The following is a 15493-nucleotide window of genomic DNA, read 5'->3' as shown; positions in this document are numbered from 1 at the left end:
CGGATGTCGGTGCCGGGCCTTAGGCTGGCCGGGTGTCCAAATCGCCGGTGAGAGCACAGGCCGAGGGGGCTGCGCGGGTGGTTGTACGTCGCGATTCCGCTGTGGGCGAACAGAGCCCCGATGGCGGTAGGAAAACGGCGAAAGAGAACAAGACGGAACCGGTGACGAGGGCGGCGTCCGCGAAGAAGGCCGCGTCCGCGAAGAAGGCCGCGTCTACGAGACAGACGGCCTCCGCGAAGGAGACGGCCTCCGTCAAGGGGACGGCCTCCGCCAAGAAGGCTGCCTCCGCCAAGAAGGCCGCTTCCAAGACGTCCGCCGCCCAGAAGGCATCGAAGAAGGCATCGAAGGGCGCCGCCGTGAAGAAGGCGCCCGCCGCCAAGAAGGTCGCGGTCGCGCCCAAGAAGGCCACCGCCCGTCTCAAGGGCACCGCCCCCGCCAAGGCCGTCGTCCACCCGCCGGGTGACGAGTCGCCCACCGCCCTGGTCCGCCGGGCCCGTCGGATCAACCGCGAGCTCGCCGAGGTCTTTCCGTACGCGCACCCCGAGCTGGACTTCGAGAACCCCTTCCAACTGGTCGTCGCCACGGTCCTGTCCGCCCAGACGACCGACCTGCGCGTCAACCAGACGACGCCCGCCCTCTTCGCCACGTACCCGACCCCGGAGGACCTGGCCGCCGCCAACCCCGAGGAGGTGGAGGAGATCCTCCGCCCGTGCGGCTTCTTCCGGGCCAAGACGAAGTCGGTCATAGGGCTGTCGAAGGCCCTGGTGGAGGACTTCGGGGGCGAGGTGCCCGGCCGGCTGGAGGACCTGGTCAAGCTGCCCGGCGTCGGCCGCAAGACCGCGTTCGTCGTGCTCGGCAACGCCTTCGGGCGCCCCGGCATCACCGTCGACACGCACTTCCAGCGCCTGGTGCGCCGCTGGCGGTGGACCGGCGAGACCGACCCGGACAAGATCGAGGCCGCCATCGGCGCGCTCTTCCCGAAGAGCGACTGGACGGATCTCTCGCACCACGTCATCTGGCACGGCCGCCGCATCTGCCACGCCCGCAAGCCCGCGTGCGGCGCCTGCCCGATCGCCCCGCTCTGCCCGGCCTACGGCGAGGGCGAGACCGACCCGGAGAAGGCGAAGAAGCTCCTCAAGTACGAGAAGGGGGGCTTCCCCGGGCAGCGTCTGAAGCCCCCGCAGGCCTACCTGGACGCGGGCGGCACACCGGCGCCGCCGCTGGGGGCCGGATGAGTTGCCCGAGGCGCCCGCAGCATCCGACGCGCCGCCCGAGCGGCCCGACGCGCGACGCGAAGAACTCCACGCGCCATCCGGAGAGCCCCACGCGCCACCCCACGAGCCTCACGCGCCATCCGGAGAGCCCCACGCGCCGCCCGTTCAGGGGATCCGGGGCGTCGGCGGAACGATCTCGGGCCCGTCGTGCGTTGGACGCGGCAGGACGACGGGGGTGGCGATGACGCGTGCGAGCGACACACAGGGCGGCCGGGTGGCGTTGAGCAAGGACGGCCTGCCCGGCTGGCTGGACCCGGTGGTGCACGCCGTGGAGACCGTCCGGCCGCGGCAGCTGAGCCGGTTCCTGCCGCCGGAGGACGGGGCGGGGCGGCAGTCCGCCGTGCTGGTCCTGTTCGGTGAAGGGACGCACGGCCCGGAGTTGCTGCTCATGGAGCGGGCGAGCTCCCTGCGCTCGCACGCCGGCCAGCCTTCCTTCCCGGGCGGCGCCCTCGACCCGGAGGACGGCGACCCGTACGGCGATGGCCCGCTGCGGGCCGCCCTGCGCGAGGCGGAGGAGGAGACCGGCCTCGACCCCTCGGGCGTCCAGCTCTTCGGCGTCCTGCCTCGGCTCTACATCCCGGTCAGCGGCTTCGTCGTCACACCCGTGCTGGGCTGGTGGCGCGAGCCGACCCCGGTCGGAGTCGTCGACCCGAACGAGACCGCCCGGGTCTTCACCGTCCCCGTGGTGGATCTCACGGATCCCGCCAACCGAGCGACCACCGTCCACCCCAGCGGCCACCAAGGTCCGGCGTTTCTGGTCGAATCGGCCCTGGTCTGGGGTTTCACGGCCGGAATCATCGACCGGCTGCTGCACTTCGCGGGCTGGGAGCGGCCCTGGGACCGCGAGAAGCAGGTCCCGCTCGACTGGCGCGCATGACAGGGTGGCCTCCGTGAACGTGCTGGACATCTTGTTGCTGGTCGCCGCCGTGTGGTTCGCGGTCGTGGGGTACCGCCAGGGGTTCGTCGTCGGCATCCTGTCGGTGATCGGCTTCCTGGGCGGCGGCCTCGTCGCGGTCTACGTGCTGCCCGTCATCTGGGACGCGCTGACGGACAAGGCGGAGGTGAACACGACCGCCGCCGTCGTCGCGGTCGTCGTCGTCATCGTCTGCGCCTCCGTCGGCCAGGCCCTGACCACCCACCTCGGCAACAAGCTGCGCCGGCACATCACCTGGTCCCCGGCCCGGGCCCTCGATGCCACCGGTGGCGCCCTGGTCAACGTCGTGGCGATGCTCCTGGTCGCCTGGCTGATCGGCTCGGCCCTCGCGGGCACCACTCTGCCGACCCTCGGCAAGGAGGTCCGCAGCTCCAAGGTGCTGCTGGGCGTCTCGCAGGCCCTGCCGGACCAGGCGGCCACCTGGTTCGCGGACTTCTCCTCCGTCCTCGCGCAGAACGGCTTCCCACAGGTCTTCAGCCCCTTCTCCAACGAGCCGATCACCGACGTCCAGCCGCCCGACCCGGCGTTGGCGAACAGCCCCGTGGCACACAGCGCCCAGCGCTCCATCGTCAAGGTCATGGGCACGGCCCCGAGCTGCGGCAAAGTCCTGGAGGGCACCGGCTTCGTCTTCTCCGACCGTCGCGTGATGACCAACGCGCACGTGGTGGGCGGAGTCGACGAGCCGACCGTGCAGATAGGCGGCGAGGGCAGGAAGTACGACGCCAAGGTCGTGCTCTACGACTGGCGGCGTGACATCGCCGTCCTCGACGTGCCGGATCTGAAGGCGCCCGTCCTGCGGTTCACCGAGAAGGACGCGAGCAGCGGCAACGGTGCGATCGTCGCGGGCTTCCCGGAGAACGGGGCGTACGACGTGCGAGCCGCCCGCGTGCGCGGCCGCATCACCGCCAACGGCCCGGACATCTACCACCGCGGCACGGTCCGCCGCGACGTCTACTCCCTCTTCGCGACCGTCCGTCAGGGCAACTCCGGCGGCCCGCTGCTCACCCCCGACGGCAAGGTCTACGGCGTCGTCTTCGCCAAGTCGCTCGACGACGCCGAGACGGGATACGCGCTGACCGTCGACGAGATCCGGGAGGACATCACCAAGGGGCGCGCCGCCGCCCAGCAGGTGGGCAGCGACAGCTGCGCCCTGTAGGCCGGGCGGCTCCGGGGCGGCCCCGGAGCGGCAGATGGCGGGGTGTCACTCGCGCGAGCGGTGCCTCAGTCGCGAGTGTGGCGCAGACGTACGGAGACCCAGCGGGCCCGGCGGCGGAGGATACGCGGAATCCCTACCCGGGGGTCCGCGGTCGCCATCTGCGGTGCGCCGCTTCGCTGGTGGGGGTTCGCACCGCCCGCCGAGCGGCGATTGCGGGTTGCGTCACTGTAGTCGTGCGTCCAGCCCATACCCCGACGTGTGCCCCCGCCCCATGGTCGATAACCGCTCCCGGGGCGTCCAATTGGCCTATGCGCCAGGCAATTGGCCGTTCGTCAGACAAGCGTTCACGTGCCGGTGACGGGGCGGGGCCGGCCGGTCACCGGTCGGGTTCGGGATCCCGCAGCCAGTTGATGAGTTCCGAGGAGAACGCGACCGGGTCCTCCTCGTGCGGGAAGTGCCCGAGGCCGTCGAACAGGCGCCAGCGGTAAGGGGCTTCGACGTACTCGCCGGACCCGGCCGCGCTGCGGGTGCGCATCACGGGGTCGAGCGAGCCGTGCAGATGCAGCGTCGGCACGCGCACGGGCCGCTTCATCCGCCGGTTGAACTGGATGCCGTCCGGGCGGGCGAGGGAGCGCACCATCCAGCGGTACGGCTCGACCGCGCAGTGCGCCGCGGAGGGGATGCACATGGCGCGGCGGTACGTCTGCAGCGCCTCGTCCTCGGGCGGGCGCGGCCCGGACCAGTCCTGGATCAGCTCCGCGACGAGAGCCCCGTCGTCGGCGGTGAGCTGCCGCTCCGGGATCCAGGGCCGCTGGAACCCCCAGATGTGTGAACCGGCGCGGCTCTGCTTGACGTCCCTCAGCATGGCCGAGCGCCAGCGCCGCGGGTGCGGCATGGAGGAGACCGCCAGCCGCCGCACCAGCTTGGGACGCATCGCGGCGGCGGTCCACGCGAGATATCCGCCGAGGTCATGGCCGACCAGCGCGGCGTCGGACTCGCCGAGGGAGCGGATGACGCCGGTGACGTCGAGCGCGAGGTTGGCGGGGTCGTAGCCGCGCGGGGTGCGGTCGCTGCCGCCGACACCCCGCAGGTCCATGGCGACGGCCCGGAAGCCGGCGTCGGCGAGCGCCACCAGCTGGTGGCGCCAGGTCCACCAGAACTGCGGGAAACCGTGCAGCAGCAGGACCAGCGGCCCGTCCCCCAGCTCGGCGATGTGGAAGCGGGCGCCGTTGGCGGCCACGTCGCGGTGGCTCCAGGGGCCGTCCAGGAGTACGGCCGAGGCCGGTTGTGCCGGGGAAGGGGCGGGGTCCGTCATGAGGACGAGCGTGCCACAGCCTCGATGGCCTCGGGGACCCGGTCCTGCGGGAGCTCCGGCCGCGGGTGCGGCTTGGCCTTCTGCAGCACGACCGCAGTCTCCTTCATCGACGCGGCGACCTTCTGCGGGCCCTTGCTCTTCTTGGCCTTCTTCGCGAAGGTCACGCCGACCAGCGCGAGGACGCCCGCGACCAGCACGTTCGCCGCGAACGACAGCAGGAAGCAGACCGCGAGGTTCCAGTCGCTCCAGGTGCGGATGCCGTACGCCAGCGCGAAGTTCAGCATCGGCAGGGAGAAGATCAGCACCGCGCCGGCCGCCGAGAAGGCGCCGCCGCTGGTTGCGCCGCGTTTCACGTCCTGCTTGAGCTGCGCCTTCGCCAGCGCGATCTCGTCGTGCACCAGCGCCGACATTTCCGCCGTCGCCGAGGCGAACAGCTGGCCGATGCTGCGTTCGGCGCCGACCGGGCTGCCGTCGGGTGCGCTCATCGCGGTCTCCCTCTTCTGCGTACGGTCCGATGTCCGCGTCTTCTGTCCGACCCGTGCGCAGTCGTCCGACTGCGCACGGCATGACCGCGTACGGACCCGTCTTTTGTACCGTCTCGTCAGATCATGCCGGACGGTGGTGGTCCTCGCCTGCCCCGCCCGGTACTTCGGCAAGCCCGTGGCGCGCCGCTGCCTTCTCCTGGGCGATCCGGCGGTGGTCGGCGGCCTTGCGCTCGTACAGCGCGGCGAGCCGCAAGTGGTAGGCCGGGTCGTCCTCCTCGTAGACGTCCGGGATGCCGTCGGCGTCCTCGTCGCGCTCCTCGTCCTCCCACAGGCGGCGGTACTTGGCGTTGCGGATCTTCAGCAGGACGGTCGCGAGTGTCGCGGCGATGAGCGAGCCCAGTAGGACGGCGGCCTTGACCTCGTTGGTCATCGTCTGGTCGCCGGCGAAGGCGAGTTCGCCGATGAGCAGGGACACGGTGAAGCCGATGCCGGCGAGACTCGCCACCGCGAACACGTCCGCCCAGGCGAGGTCGTCGCTGAGCGAGGCGCGGGTGAAACGGGCCGTCAGCCAGGTGCCGCCGAAGATGCCGAGCACCTTGCCGACGACGAGCCCGAGGACGACGCCGAGCGTCTCGGGTGTGGTGAACACATCGGCGAGCGCCCCGCCGGACACCGCCACGCCCGCGCTGAACAGCGCGAACAGCGGAACGGCCAGCCCTGCCGAGAGGGGCCGCACGAGGTGCTCGATGCGCTCGCCGGGGGAGTGGTCCTCGCCCTCGTGGCGGTGGCAGCGCAGCATCAGGCCCATGGCGACGCCGGCGATGGTGGCGTGGATGCCGCTGTTGTACATCAGCGCCCAGACGACGAGGGCGAGCGGCACGTACACGTACCAGCCGCGTACGCCCTTGCGCAGCAGCAGCCAGAAGAGCACCAGACCGGCGACGGCGCCGCCGAGCGCGGCGAAGTTCAGGTCGGAGGTGAAGAACACCGCGATGATCAGGATCGCGAAGAGGTCGTCGACCACGGCGAGCGTGAGCAGAAAGGCCCGCAGTGCGCTCGGCAGGGAGGTGCCGATCACGGCGAGCACGGCGAGCGCGAAGGCGATGTCGGTGGCGGTCGGCACGGCCCAGCCGGCCAGGGAGCCCCCGCCGGCCACGGCGGTGACGGTGTAGACGAGGGCCGGTACGGCCATGCCGCAGAGGGCGGCGACGACCGGGAGCGCTGCGGCCTTCGGGTCGCGCAGGTCGCCCGCGACGAGTTCGCGCTTGAGCTCGATTCCGGCGACGAAGAAGAAGATCGCCAGCAGCCCGTCGGCGGCCCAGTGCGCGATCGACAGGTCCAGGCCGAGGGCGGCGGGACCCACGTGGAAGTGGGAGACGTTCTCGTAGCTGTCGTGCAGCGCGGGGATGTTCGCCCAGAGCAGCGCGGTGACCGCGGCGGCGAGCAGCAGCACCCCGCCGACGGTCTCGGTGCGCAGCGCGTCCGCCACGTAGGTCCGCTCGGGCAGCGACAGCCGGCCGAGGACCTTGCGGGGGGTGGTGGAGCGGGGCGCGGTCACGGGGAAACCTCCGGTCGGTGGGCAGGACGGAACACATGCCGACCAGACTTCCCGGCGCACCATGGAGCACTTGTTTTGCTTAGTTTAGGTAAGCGTACGGCCGTGCGCATCCGGCGGCCTCCGCCGCGGGGACGCTCCGGCGGAGAGCACCCGGTGATCGGGTGCCCTCCGCCGGATTCGTCATGCCGGTGCCGCGATCAGTCCTCGCTGGGCGCGGCGGGCAGCTTGGTCTGGATGAGGTCCATGACCGTGGAGTCGGTCAGCGTGGTGACGTCCCCCAGCTGACGGTTCTCGGCGACGTCCCGCAGCAGCCGGCGCATGATCTTGCCGGAGCGGGTCTTGGGCAGCTCGGCCACCGGCAGGATCCGCTTCGGCTTGGCGATCGGGCCGAGGGTGTTGCCGACATGCGTGCGCAGCTCGGCGACCAGGGTCTCGGTCTCCGAGGCCGTGCCGCGCAGGATCACGAACGCGACGATGGCCTGCCCGGTCGTCTCGTCCGCCGCGCCGACCACGGCCGCCTCGGCGACCGAGGGGTGTGAGACGAGCGCCGACTCGACCTCGGTGGTGGAGATGTTGTGCCCGGACACGAGCATGACGTCGTCGACCCGGCCGAGCAGCCAGATGTCGCCGTCGTCGTCCCTCTTGGCGCCGTCACCGGCGAAGTACTTGCCCTCGAATCGCGACCAGTACGTGTCGATGAAGCGCTGGTCGTCGCCCCAGATGGTGCGCAGCATCGACGGCCACGGCTCGGTCAGCACCAGGTAGCCGCCACCGCCGTTCGGCACCTCGTTCGCCTCGTCGTCGACGACCGTCGCGGAGATGCCGGGCAGCGGCGTCTGCGCGGAGCCGGGCTTGGTGGCGGTCACGCCCGGCAGCGGGGTGATCATCATCGAACCGGTCTCGGTCTGCCACCAGGTGTCGACGACCGGGGTGCGGTCGCCGCCGATGTTCTTGCGGTACCAGATCCACGCCTCGGGGTTGATCGGCTCGCCCACCGAGCCCAGCACGCGCAGGCTGGACAGGTCGAACTTGGCGGGGATGTCGTCGCCCCACTTCATGAACGTACGGATCGCGGTCGGCGCGGTGTACAGGATCGTGACCCCGTACTTCTGCACGATCTCCCAGAAGCGGCCCTGGTGCGGGGTGTCGGGCGTGCCCTCGTACATGACCTGCGTCGCGCCGTTCGCCAGCGGCCCGTAGACGATGTACGAGTGGCCGGTGACCCAGCCGACATCGGCGGTGCACCAGTAGACGTCGGTCTCCGGCTTGAGGTCGAAGACGGCGTGGTGGGTGTAGGCGGTCTGCGTGAGGTAGCCGCCGGAGGTGTGCAGGATGCCCTTCGGCTTACCCGTGGTGCCCGAGGTGTAGAGGATGAACAGCGGGTGCTCGGCGTCGAACGCCTGCGGGGTGTGCTCCGCGCTCTGCCGTCCCACCAGGTCGTGCCACCACACGTCGCGGCCCTCGGTGAAGGCGACCTCCTGGCCCGTGCGGCGCACGACCAGGACGTGCTCGACGATGCCCGCCTTCTCGACGGCCTCGTCCACGGCAGGCTTGAGCGCGGACGGCTTGCCGCGCCGGTAGCCACCGTCGGAGGTGATGATCACGCGCGCGTCGGCGTCCTGGATGCGGGTGGCGAGCGCGTCTGAGGAGAAACCGCCGAAGACGACCGAGTGCGCGGCGCCGATCCGGGCGCAGGCCAGCATCGCGACGGCCGTCTCGGGGATCATCGGCATGTAGACGGCGACCCGGTCGCCCGCCTGGACTCCTAGCTCCAGCAGGGCGTTGGCGGCCTTGGAGACCTCGTCCTTGAGCTCGGCGTAGGTGATCGCGCGGCTGTCGCCCGGCTCGCCCTCGAAGTGGATGGCGACCCGGTCGCCGTGCCCGGCCTCCACATGGCGGTCGACGCAGTTGTAGGCGACGTTGAGCTCGCCGTCCTTGAACCACTTGGCGAACGGCGGGTTCGACCAGTCCAGCGTCTCGGTGGGCTCCTTGGCCCAGGTCAGCCGACGGGCCTGCTCGGCCCAGAAGCCGAGCCTGTCAGCCTTGGCCTGTTCATACGCCTCCGCGGTGACATTGGCGTTCGCGGCCAGGTCGGCGGGGGGCGCGAAGCGTCGCTCCTCCTTCAAGAGGTTGGCCAGGCTTTCATTGCTCACGGCATCTGCCTTTCCCAGGGTGTCCGTTGTGTCCCAGGCCACAGCTCATCAGACCCGGGGGTGCGATGACAAGGGCCGACCGCCGATTGGTTTAGACCTGTTGGACGGTCTGTCGGGGACCGGCGTCATCCGTACCCACGGACGCCGACCAGGGAAAGTTCAGTGCGTCTGCTGCCCGTCACCCCGCTTGCCGCTCGCCGGGCCGCGGGGTGTGCCCCGGCTGTCGATCGGGGGCACACCCTCGTCCGGCGCCGGCCTCAGGCCGTCAGATCCGACTCCCGTACGCGGTCGAAGGCGCCGCCGCTCTCCGTCTCGGTGAGCAGGAAGGACTCGGCCTCGCCCACGTGGAAGTACATCCCGTGCAGCTCCAGGGCGCCCTCGCGGAGCGCCCGGGCCACCGAGTCGTGGGCGCGCAGGTGCTCCAGCTGCTGAACCACGTTCGTCAGGCAGAGCTGCTCGACCGCGTCCTCGGGGAACCGTCCGGCCAGCCTGCCCCAGGGCAGATTGCCGTCGGCCATGCGCTCCAGGCTCGGCAGCCCGTGCCGCAGCCACCGCTTCAGCGGGGTCTGGGCGCCGCCGGGCTCGGAGTTGAGCAGGGCCTGCATGGCGCCGCAGCCCGAGTGCCCGCACACCGTGATGGACCGCACCTGAAGCACGTCCACGGCGTATTCGATCGCCGCCGCCACCGAGTCGTCGCCGCTCTCCTCGCCCGGACACGGGACGAGGTTGCCCACGTTGCGCACGACGAACAGGTCGCCCGGACCACTGGAGGTGATCATCGAGGTGACCAGCCGCGAGTCGGCGCAGGTCAGGAAGAGCTGCGAGGGCTTCTGCCCCTCTCGTGCCAGCCGGGCCAGCTCGCTGCGCACCAGCGGGGCGGTGTTGCGCTGGAACGCGCTGATGCCACGCGCCAGTTCGTGCCCGCTGGTTCCGCTGGTGCCCGTCGGGTCCGGCTCGGAGCGGTCCGACCCGTCCGGGTTCTTCTCGGCAGGGGGTACGGACTGGGGGCCTTCGCACTGGTGGTTGCGCCAGGGTGTCCAGGGCCGGCAGCGGCAGTCGCCGGAGGTCTGGGGCTCGGAGATGCGGGTGCCGGGATGCCGTCCGGTGATCTCCACGGTGCCGCCCTGCGCGGTGTGCGTCTTCTGCCAGTCCTGCAATGTCTCGTACGCCGCGTGGTCCATGAACGACCCGTCCAGCTCGACGACCGTGTCGGCGCCGTGGGGCACGAGATGCAGGACCCGGCTGAGCCGTGGCACCGCGAGGAACGTCAACTGTCCTCTGACGTGTACGTGATGGACTCCTTCCTCTGCTTCGTGCGTGATGCGGGTGCGGGTGAGGCGGTGCAGGGCGACGCCGACGGCCATGGCGATGCCGAGCGCCACGCCCTCCAGGACGCCGAGGGAGACCACGCCGAGGGTGGTGACGGCGTAGACCCAGACTTCGCGGTGGCGGGTCACCGTGCGGATGTGGTTCAGGGACACCATCTGGATGCCGACGGCCATCACCAGGGCGGCGAGCGAGGCTAGCGGGATGAGCTCCAGGATCGGGACCATCAGCAGCGCGGCGATCACTACGAGAACGCCGTGCAGCATCGTGGAGTTCCGGCTGACCGCGCCCGCGTGCACATTCGCCGAACTCCGCACGGCCACACCGGCGATGGGCAGTCCGCCGAGCGAGCCGGAGACGATGTTGGCGGCGCCCTGCCCGAGCAACTCGCGGTCGAGCTGCGAGCGCCCGACGCGGGTCGACAGGCCGGGGCGGCCGGCCACCAGCTTGTCCACGGCGACCGCGCCGAGCAGCGACTGCACACTGCACACCAGCGTGGTGGTGAGCACGGCGGCCACCAGGCCGAGCACGGGGCCCTCGGGCAGCCCGGCCAGGGCGTGGTTGCTCCAGGACGGCAGGTCGACCTTGGGCAGGCGCAGCCCGGCGAGGGCGGCGGCCGCGGTGGCTCCGGCGACGGCGACGAGCGCGGCCGGCACCTTGCGCAGCAGGCGTCCGGCCCGGCCGGGCAGTCTCGGCCAGAGCAGCAGCAGCGCCAGGGTCAGCACGCTCACCGACACGGCGGCCGGGCGCATGTGCGCCAACTGGGCGGGAAGCGCCCGGAGGTTGTCCGGGACGGAACTCTGCGGTGTGCCGCCGAGCACGATGTGCAGCTGGGCGACGGCGATGGTGATACCGATCCCGGCGAGCATGCCGTGCACGATGGCGGGACTGACGGCCAGGGCGCCGCGGGCCACGCGCAGGCAGCCCAGGCCGAGTTGGGCGAGGCCCGCGAGGACGGTGATGGCACAGGTCGTCCGCCAGCCGTAACGCTGGATGAGGTCGGCGGTGACGACGGTGAGCCCGGCGGCCGGGCCGCTCACCTGGAGCGGGGAGCCGCCGAGCCGCCCGGCGACCAGGCCGCCCACGGCGGCGGCGACGAGGCCGGCCTGGAGGGGGGCGCCGGTGGCGAGGGCGATGCCCAGGGACAGGGGCAGGGCGATCAGGAAGACCGCGATCGAGGCCGACACATCGGCACCCGCGATCCTGAAGCGGCGGGGTCCGGTCGGCGGCGGGCTGTGGGGCGGATGGGTGCGTTCGGTTCGGTTCGGATCGGCGGCGCGTGTGGGGACGCAGGCTGACATGGTTTCCCGTCTCCTCCGGGGCTGCGCGGTCGCGTACTGGGGTCCCGCTCGGGGCGGGTTCGGTCGCGGCGGTCACGGCGTAAATCGGCGGGATGAATCAACGCTCGGTAAACGGATCGTAATGCAGAGTAAAGGACGAGCATAGACATTACGGGCAAATGGGTGAATAGATCACTCTGACGAGTGAAGTGGCTATTTGATCGGCTTGTCGTACTAATTCCTTCTCGAAGTCGTGCGAATTTGGCGGCGCTGTCCGCACCCGAGAGAAGGAAGAAGGTGGGCGGAACATGGCCGCCACCCACAGGATCGCCGCGAGTTCAGTGATCGCCGCGGTCTGCGCCGCATCGCTCGCCGGTTGCGCGACCGGCACCCCCCGGCAAGAGGCCCCCGACCCGCAGAAGGCGACACCGGCACAGGCGCCCAAGAGTGCCGTCCGGTTGATCGGAGACGGCTCCACCGCCTACACCGGCGCCCAGCCGCACCTGCCCGGACCGGAACGCCTGCGGCCCGGTCAGAAGCCCCCACAGTTCGTCGTCTTCTCCTGGGACGGAGCGGGCGAGGACAGCCAGAAGCTGTTCTCCCACTTCCGCAAGGTGGCCAAGCGGAACAACGCGACCATGACGTACTTCCTGAGCGGCGTGTACATGCTGCCGGGCGAGAAGCGAGACCGGTACCGGCCCCCGCAGCACTCCCCGGGCCGCTCCGACATCGGCTTCAACGACCGCCGCGGCATCGCCGCCACCGCGAAGCAGCTGCGCCTGGCGTGGCTCGAGGGCAACGAGATCGGCACGCACTTCAACGGCCACTTCTGCGGCAGCGGCGGCGGCGTCGGTGAGTGGTCCGTCCAGGACTGGAAGGACGAGATCTCCCAGGCCAAGCAGTTCGTGAAGACCTGGAAGACCAACACCGGCCTGAAGGACGCGGCCCCCCTGCCCTTCGACTACGACAAGGAGCTCATCGGCGCCCGCACACCCTGCCTCGAGGGCCAGCGCAACTTCATGAGGGCCGCCCGCGACCTGGGCTTCCGCTACGACACCAGCGGCGTGAACGACCAGGTCTGGCCGAAGAAGAAGCAGGGCCTGTGGGACGTGTCCATGCAGCTCGTGCCGTTCCCCGGCCACTCCTTCGAGCAGCTCACCATGGACTACAACTTCATGGTCAACCAGTCGGGCACCAAGACCCAGGGCAACCCCGCCATGCACGACTTCTGGGGTGACCAGATGCGCGACGGCCTGCTGAAGGGCTTCTCGCGGGCCTACGACGGCAACCGCGCGCCCCTGATCATCGGCAACCACTTCGAGTCCTGGAACGGCGGCACCTACATGCGGGCCGTCGAGGAGGTCATCGAGACGGTGTGCACCAAGGAGGAGGTGCGCTGCGTCTCGTTCCGGCAGCTCGTGGACTGGCTGGACGCCCAGGACCCGAAGACGCTGGAGAAGCTGCGCACCCTGCCGGTCGGCCAGGCGCCCAAGGCGGGCTGGGCGTCGTTCCTGTCGGACCGGCCCGCCCCGGCGCCCAAGGGGGTGCCCGGTGCTCCTGCGGCGCAGGGTGTCCCGGGCGCTCCGGCGGCCAAGGGGTAGCCCTTCGGCGGCCCGAGGGGTGGCCCGAGGGCGGCCCGAGGGGTGGCCCTTCGGTGGCCATGGGGAGAGCCCTTCGGACGGACGTGGCCGGGCGCACGCGCGCGTGAAGAAGGCCACTCCGCCGCGGGGCGGGGCTCCGGGGTGCGTAGGGTCGTACTCATGAGTACAGCAGGCGCGAGCGCCGATCCCCTCGCGGCCCTGGGGGCGCTGCCCGGAGTGGCCGATTCCGTGGAGTCCGTCCGCAAGGCCGTCGACCGGGTCTACGGGCACCGGGTCATGCGGCGGCGCAGCAACGCGATCACCTCCGAGGCCGCCCTGCGCGGCGCCCGTGGCTCGGCCGCGCTGTCCGGCGCGGACTGGGCCCTGGAGGAGGTACGCCGGCGCACGGACTTCAGCGGCGACGACGAGGCCCGCACCGTGGGTGCCGCCCTGCGGCTCACCGCGGAGGCGGGCCAGCTGCTGTCGATCTGGCGGCAGTCGCCTCTGCGGGTGCTGGCCCGGCTGCACCTGGTGGCGGCCGCGGACAAGGGCGACCAGGTGGGGCGGCCCCGCAAGGAGGGCGAGCCGGTCGACGAGCCGCTCGTCGCGCTGCCGCTGCCGAGCGCCACCGAGACGCACGGCAGGCTGGACGGGCTTGCCGGACTGATCATCGCGGGCGGCTCCGCACCGGCGCTGGTGACGGCCGCCGTCGTGCACGGCGAACTCCTCGCGCTGCGGCCCTTCACGTCCCACAACGGCCTCATCGCACGCACGGCGGAGCGCATCGTCCTCATCGGCAGTGGGCTGGACCCGAAGTCGGTCTGCGCGGCCGAGGTCGGTCACGCGGAGCTGGGGCGCGACGCCTACCTGGAGGCCCTCGACGGGTACGTCTCCGGTACCCCTGAGGGTGTGGCCGCCTGGATCGCCCACTGCGGCAGGGCCGTCGAGCTGGGAGCCCGCGAGTCGATGGCGGTGTGCGAGGCGCTGCAGCGCGGAGCTGCGTGACCATGCGGGCGGGACATCGCGGTGCGGTGTGACGTCGCGGTGCGGCACGGCATCGCACGGCCGGAAAAGTGATGCGGCGGTACGAGTTCTCGTACCGCCGCTGGCATGAGCATCGGGTTACCAAGCGTCCTCGATATATGCCCATCAGGTCGGGAGCTTTGCCCGTCACCTGGTGCGGCTGGCCCGTATTCGACGGGTCGACGTCGCGTGGGTGCCCGGTGTTCATGCTCGGTCCGTGGGGCCAAATGCGTTAAAAGGTGATCCTCTCGGATGTCCTTGGTCTCGCGGGCCGTTGAGTCCTTTGTACTCCTGCCCCGGTGCGAGCGGAAGTCCAGGCCGCACTTCTTTACTTTCGGGTTCACGTAGAACTGTGCATCGCCGCAGGTCAAGCGACCGTGGTCCGGCGCTTGTTCGCGTACCAGACGAGTCCTGCGGTGGCCGCCGCTGCGCCTATCGCCGCGACCGCCACGAGCGCCGGGCGCGGCGGCACGGAGAACGCGGGAATGCGCTGCTTGAGCCGGACCGGGCGGTGGAAGTCCAGGATCGGCCACCCGCGCGCGAGGGCCTCGCGGCGCAGCGCCCGGTCGGGGTTCACGGCGTGCGGATGGCCGACGGACTCCAGCATCGGCACATCGGTCGCCGAATCGCTGTAGGCGTAGCAGCGGCTGAGGTCGTACCCCTCGGACTCGGCCAACTCCCTGACGGCCTCGGCCTTGGTCGGGCCGTACGCGTAGTACTCCACGTCGCCGGTGAAACAACCGTCGTCGCCCACGACCATCCGGGTGGCGACCACGCGGTCCGCGCCCAGCAACTCGCCGATCGGCTCGACCACCTCGGCGCCCGACGTGGACACGATCACGACGTCGCGGCCGGCGGTGTGGTGCTCCTCGATGAGGGAGGCGGCCTCGTCGTAGATGATCGGGTCGATCAGGTCGTGCAGCGTCTCGGCGACGATCTCCTTGACCTGCTGCACGTTCCAGCCGCGGCACAGGGCGGACAGATATGCGCGCATGCGCTCCATCTGGTCGTGGTCGGCGCCGCCGGCAAGGAAGACGAACTGGGCATATGCGGTGCGCAAGACGGCCCGGCGGTTGATCAGACCGCCTTGGTAGAACGACTTGCTGAACGTGAGCGTGCTCGACTTCGCAATGACCGTCTTGTCCAGGTCAAAGAAGGCGGCTGTGCGGGGCATCGAGTGGTTTTCCACGCCCCAGAGCATAGGGGCAGCCCATTCGGCGTAAGGTGGGGCGCGTGGGTTTGCCTGAGAAGGCTCTCGGGTACACCATGGAAGTCACGGATCGTTCGCGACCGTGCTAACCCGGCCCGACTCCTCCCCCCCCGAGTCGGCCGTGGGGACGACCCCCGCTCTCCCCCCCGGCGGGGGTCGTCGCATGTCCGGATGGGTTTTCGTCCCCTTCGCGCGCCCT

12 protein-coding genes are annotated in these 15493 nt (G+C 70.9%); 5 read left to right on the top strand and 7 right to left on the bottom strand.

Going from position 1 to position 15493, the window contains the following annotated elements:
* Positions 1 to 161: 161 nt before the first annotated feature.
* The 3 genes from nth to BJ965_RS17290 all read left to right on the top strand — a co-directional run bounded on the left by nth (position 162) and on the right by BJ965_RS17290 (position 3364).
* Positions 162 to 1235, top strand: coding sequence for an endonuclease III (gene nth, locus BJ965_RS17300; protein ID WP_184909498.1), 1074 nt, complete (start codon positions 162 to 164; stop codon positions 1233 to 1235).
* Between the two features lie 220 nt (positions 1236 to 1455).
* Entirely contained in the window at positions 1456 to 2151 is a 696-nt protein-coding gene (locus BJ965_RS17295) for an NUDIX hydrolase (protein ID WP_184909497.1), read from the top strand.
* Positions 2152 to 2164: 13 nt separating this feature from the next.
* Positions 2165 to 3364: a MarP family serine protease gene (locus tag BJ965_RS17290; RefSeq protein ID WP_184909496.1), complete on the top strand. Its 1200-nt coding sequence runs from the start codon at positions 2165 to 2167 to the stop codon at positions 3362 to 3364.
* A gap of 65 nt (positions 3365 to 3429) precedes the next feature.
* On the opposite strand, the gene BJ965_RS39360 is transcribed toward BJ965_RS17290, so the two are convergent.
* From BJ965_RS39360 to BJ965_RS17265, 6 genes are all read right to left on the bottom strand, one after another.
* Positions 3430 to 3612, bottom strand: coding sequence for a hypothetical protein (locus tag BJ965_RS39360; protein ID WP_078615223.1), 183 nt, complete (start codon positions 3610 to 3612; stop codon positions 3430 to 3432).
* A 128-nt stretch (positions 3613 to 3740) separates the two neighbouring features.
* Positions 3741 to 4679, bottom strand: coding sequence for an alpha/beta fold hydrolase (locus BJ965_RS17285; protein ID WP_184909495.1), 939 nt, complete (start codon positions 4677 to 4679; stop codon positions 3741 to 3743).
* On the bottom strand, positions 4676 to 5164 hold the full coding sequence (locus BJ965_RS17280; RefSeq protein WP_184909494.1) for a phage holin family protein: 489 nt from the start codon (positions 5162 to 5164) through the stop codon (positions 4676 to 4678). Before BJ965_RS17280 ends, BJ965_RS17285 begins: the two co-directional genes overlap by 4 nt.
* 121 nt (positions 5165 to 5285) lie before the next feature.
* Positions 5286 to 6722 (bottom strand): Na+/H+ antiporter NhaA, encoded by a 1437-nt coding sequence (gene nhaA / locus BJ965_RS17275; protein ID WP_184909493.1) that lies wholly within the window; start codon positions 6720 to 6722, stop codon positions 5286 to 5288.
* A gap of 197 nt (positions 6723 to 6919) precedes the next feature.
* A complete protein-coding gene (gene acs / locus BJ965_RS17270) occupies positions 6920 to 8875 on the bottom strand; it encodes an acetate--CoA ligase (RefSeq protein WP_184909492.1) in 1956 nt (651 codons plus the stop codon).
* A gap of 257 nt (positions 8876 to 9132) precedes the next feature.
* Complete coding sequence (locus BJ965_RS17265) at positions 9133 to 11502, bottom strand: bifunctional SulP family inorganic anion transporter/carbonic anhydrase (protein ID WP_184909491.1); 2370 nt, start codon at positions 11500 to 11502, stop codon at positions 9133 to 9135.
* A 287-nt stretch (positions 11503 to 11789) separates the two neighbouring features.
* Here BJ965_RS17265 and BJ965_RS17260 point away from each other — a divergent pair, with 287 nt between their 5' ends.
* Both BJ965_RS17260 and BJ965_RS17255 read left to right on the top strand, forming a co-directional pair.
* Entirely contained in the window at positions 11790 to 13082 is a 1293-nt protein-coding gene (locus tag BJ965_RS17260; protein WP_184909490.1) for a hypothetical protein, read from the top strand.
* A gap of 159 nt (positions 13083 to 13241) precedes the next feature.
* Positions 13242 to 14066 carry an oxidoreductase gene (locus BJ965_RS17255; RefSeq protein ID WP_184909489.1) on the top strand — a complete coding sequence of 275 codons (825 nt, stop codon included), beginning with the start codon at positions 13242 to 13244 and terminating at the stop codon, positions 14064 to 14066.
* 385 nt (positions 14067 to 14451) lie between these two features.
* On the opposite strand, the gene BJ965_RS17250 is transcribed toward BJ965_RS17255, so the two are convergent.
* Entirely contained in the window at positions 14452 to 15285 is an 834-nt protein-coding gene (locus BJ965_RS17250; RefSeq protein WP_184909488.1) for an HAD family hydrolase, read from the bottom strand.
* Positions 15286 to 15493 lie beyond the last annotated feature (208 nt).

The sequence above is a fragment of the Streptomyces luteogriseus genome, from assembly GCF_014205055.1.
Taxonomy (GTDB): domain Bacteria; phylum Actinomycetota; class Actinomycetes; order Streptomycetales; family Streptomycetaceae; genus Streptomyces; species Streptomyces luteogriseus.
The sequence above is the reverse complement of the archived record's forward strand: the minus strand, read 5'-3'. Positions and strand labels throughout refer to the sequence as shown.

Bases quoted from the DNA above. Each gene is read 5' to 3' on its own strand.
- BJ965_RS17295 (WP_184909497.1), top strand. From the start codon at position 1,456: ATGACGCGTGCGAGCGACACACAGGGCGGCCGGGTGGCGTTGAGCAAG.
- BJ965_RS39360 (WP_078615223.1), bottom strand. From the start codon at position 3,612: ATGGGCTGGACGCACGACTACAGTGACGCAACCCGCAATCGCCGCTCG.
- BJ965_RS17285 (WP_184909495.1), bottom strand. From the start codon at position 4,679: ATGACGGACCCCGCCCCTTCCCCGGCACAACCGGCCTCGGCCGTACTC.
- BJ965_RS17280 (WP_184909494.1), bottom strand. From the start codon at position 5,164: ATGAGCGCACCCGACGGCAGCCCGGTCGGCGCCGAACGCAGCATCGGC.
- BJ965_RS17265 (WP_184909491.1), bottom strand. From the start codon at position 11,502: ATGTCAGCCTGCGTCCCCACACGCGCCGCCGATCCGAACCGAACCGAA.
- BJ965_RS17260 (WP_184909490.1), top strand. From the start codon at position 11,790: ATGGCCGCCACCCACAGGATCGCCGCGAGTTCAGTGATCGCCGCGGTC.
- BJ965_RS17255 (WP_184909489.1), top strand. From the start codon at position 13,242: ATGAGTACAGCAGGCGCGAGCGCCGATCCCCTCGCGGCCCTGGGGGCG.
- BJ965_RS17250 (WP_184909488.1), bottom strand. From the start codon at position 15,285: ATGCTCTGGGGCGTGGAAAACCACTCGATGCCCCGCACAGCCGCCTTC.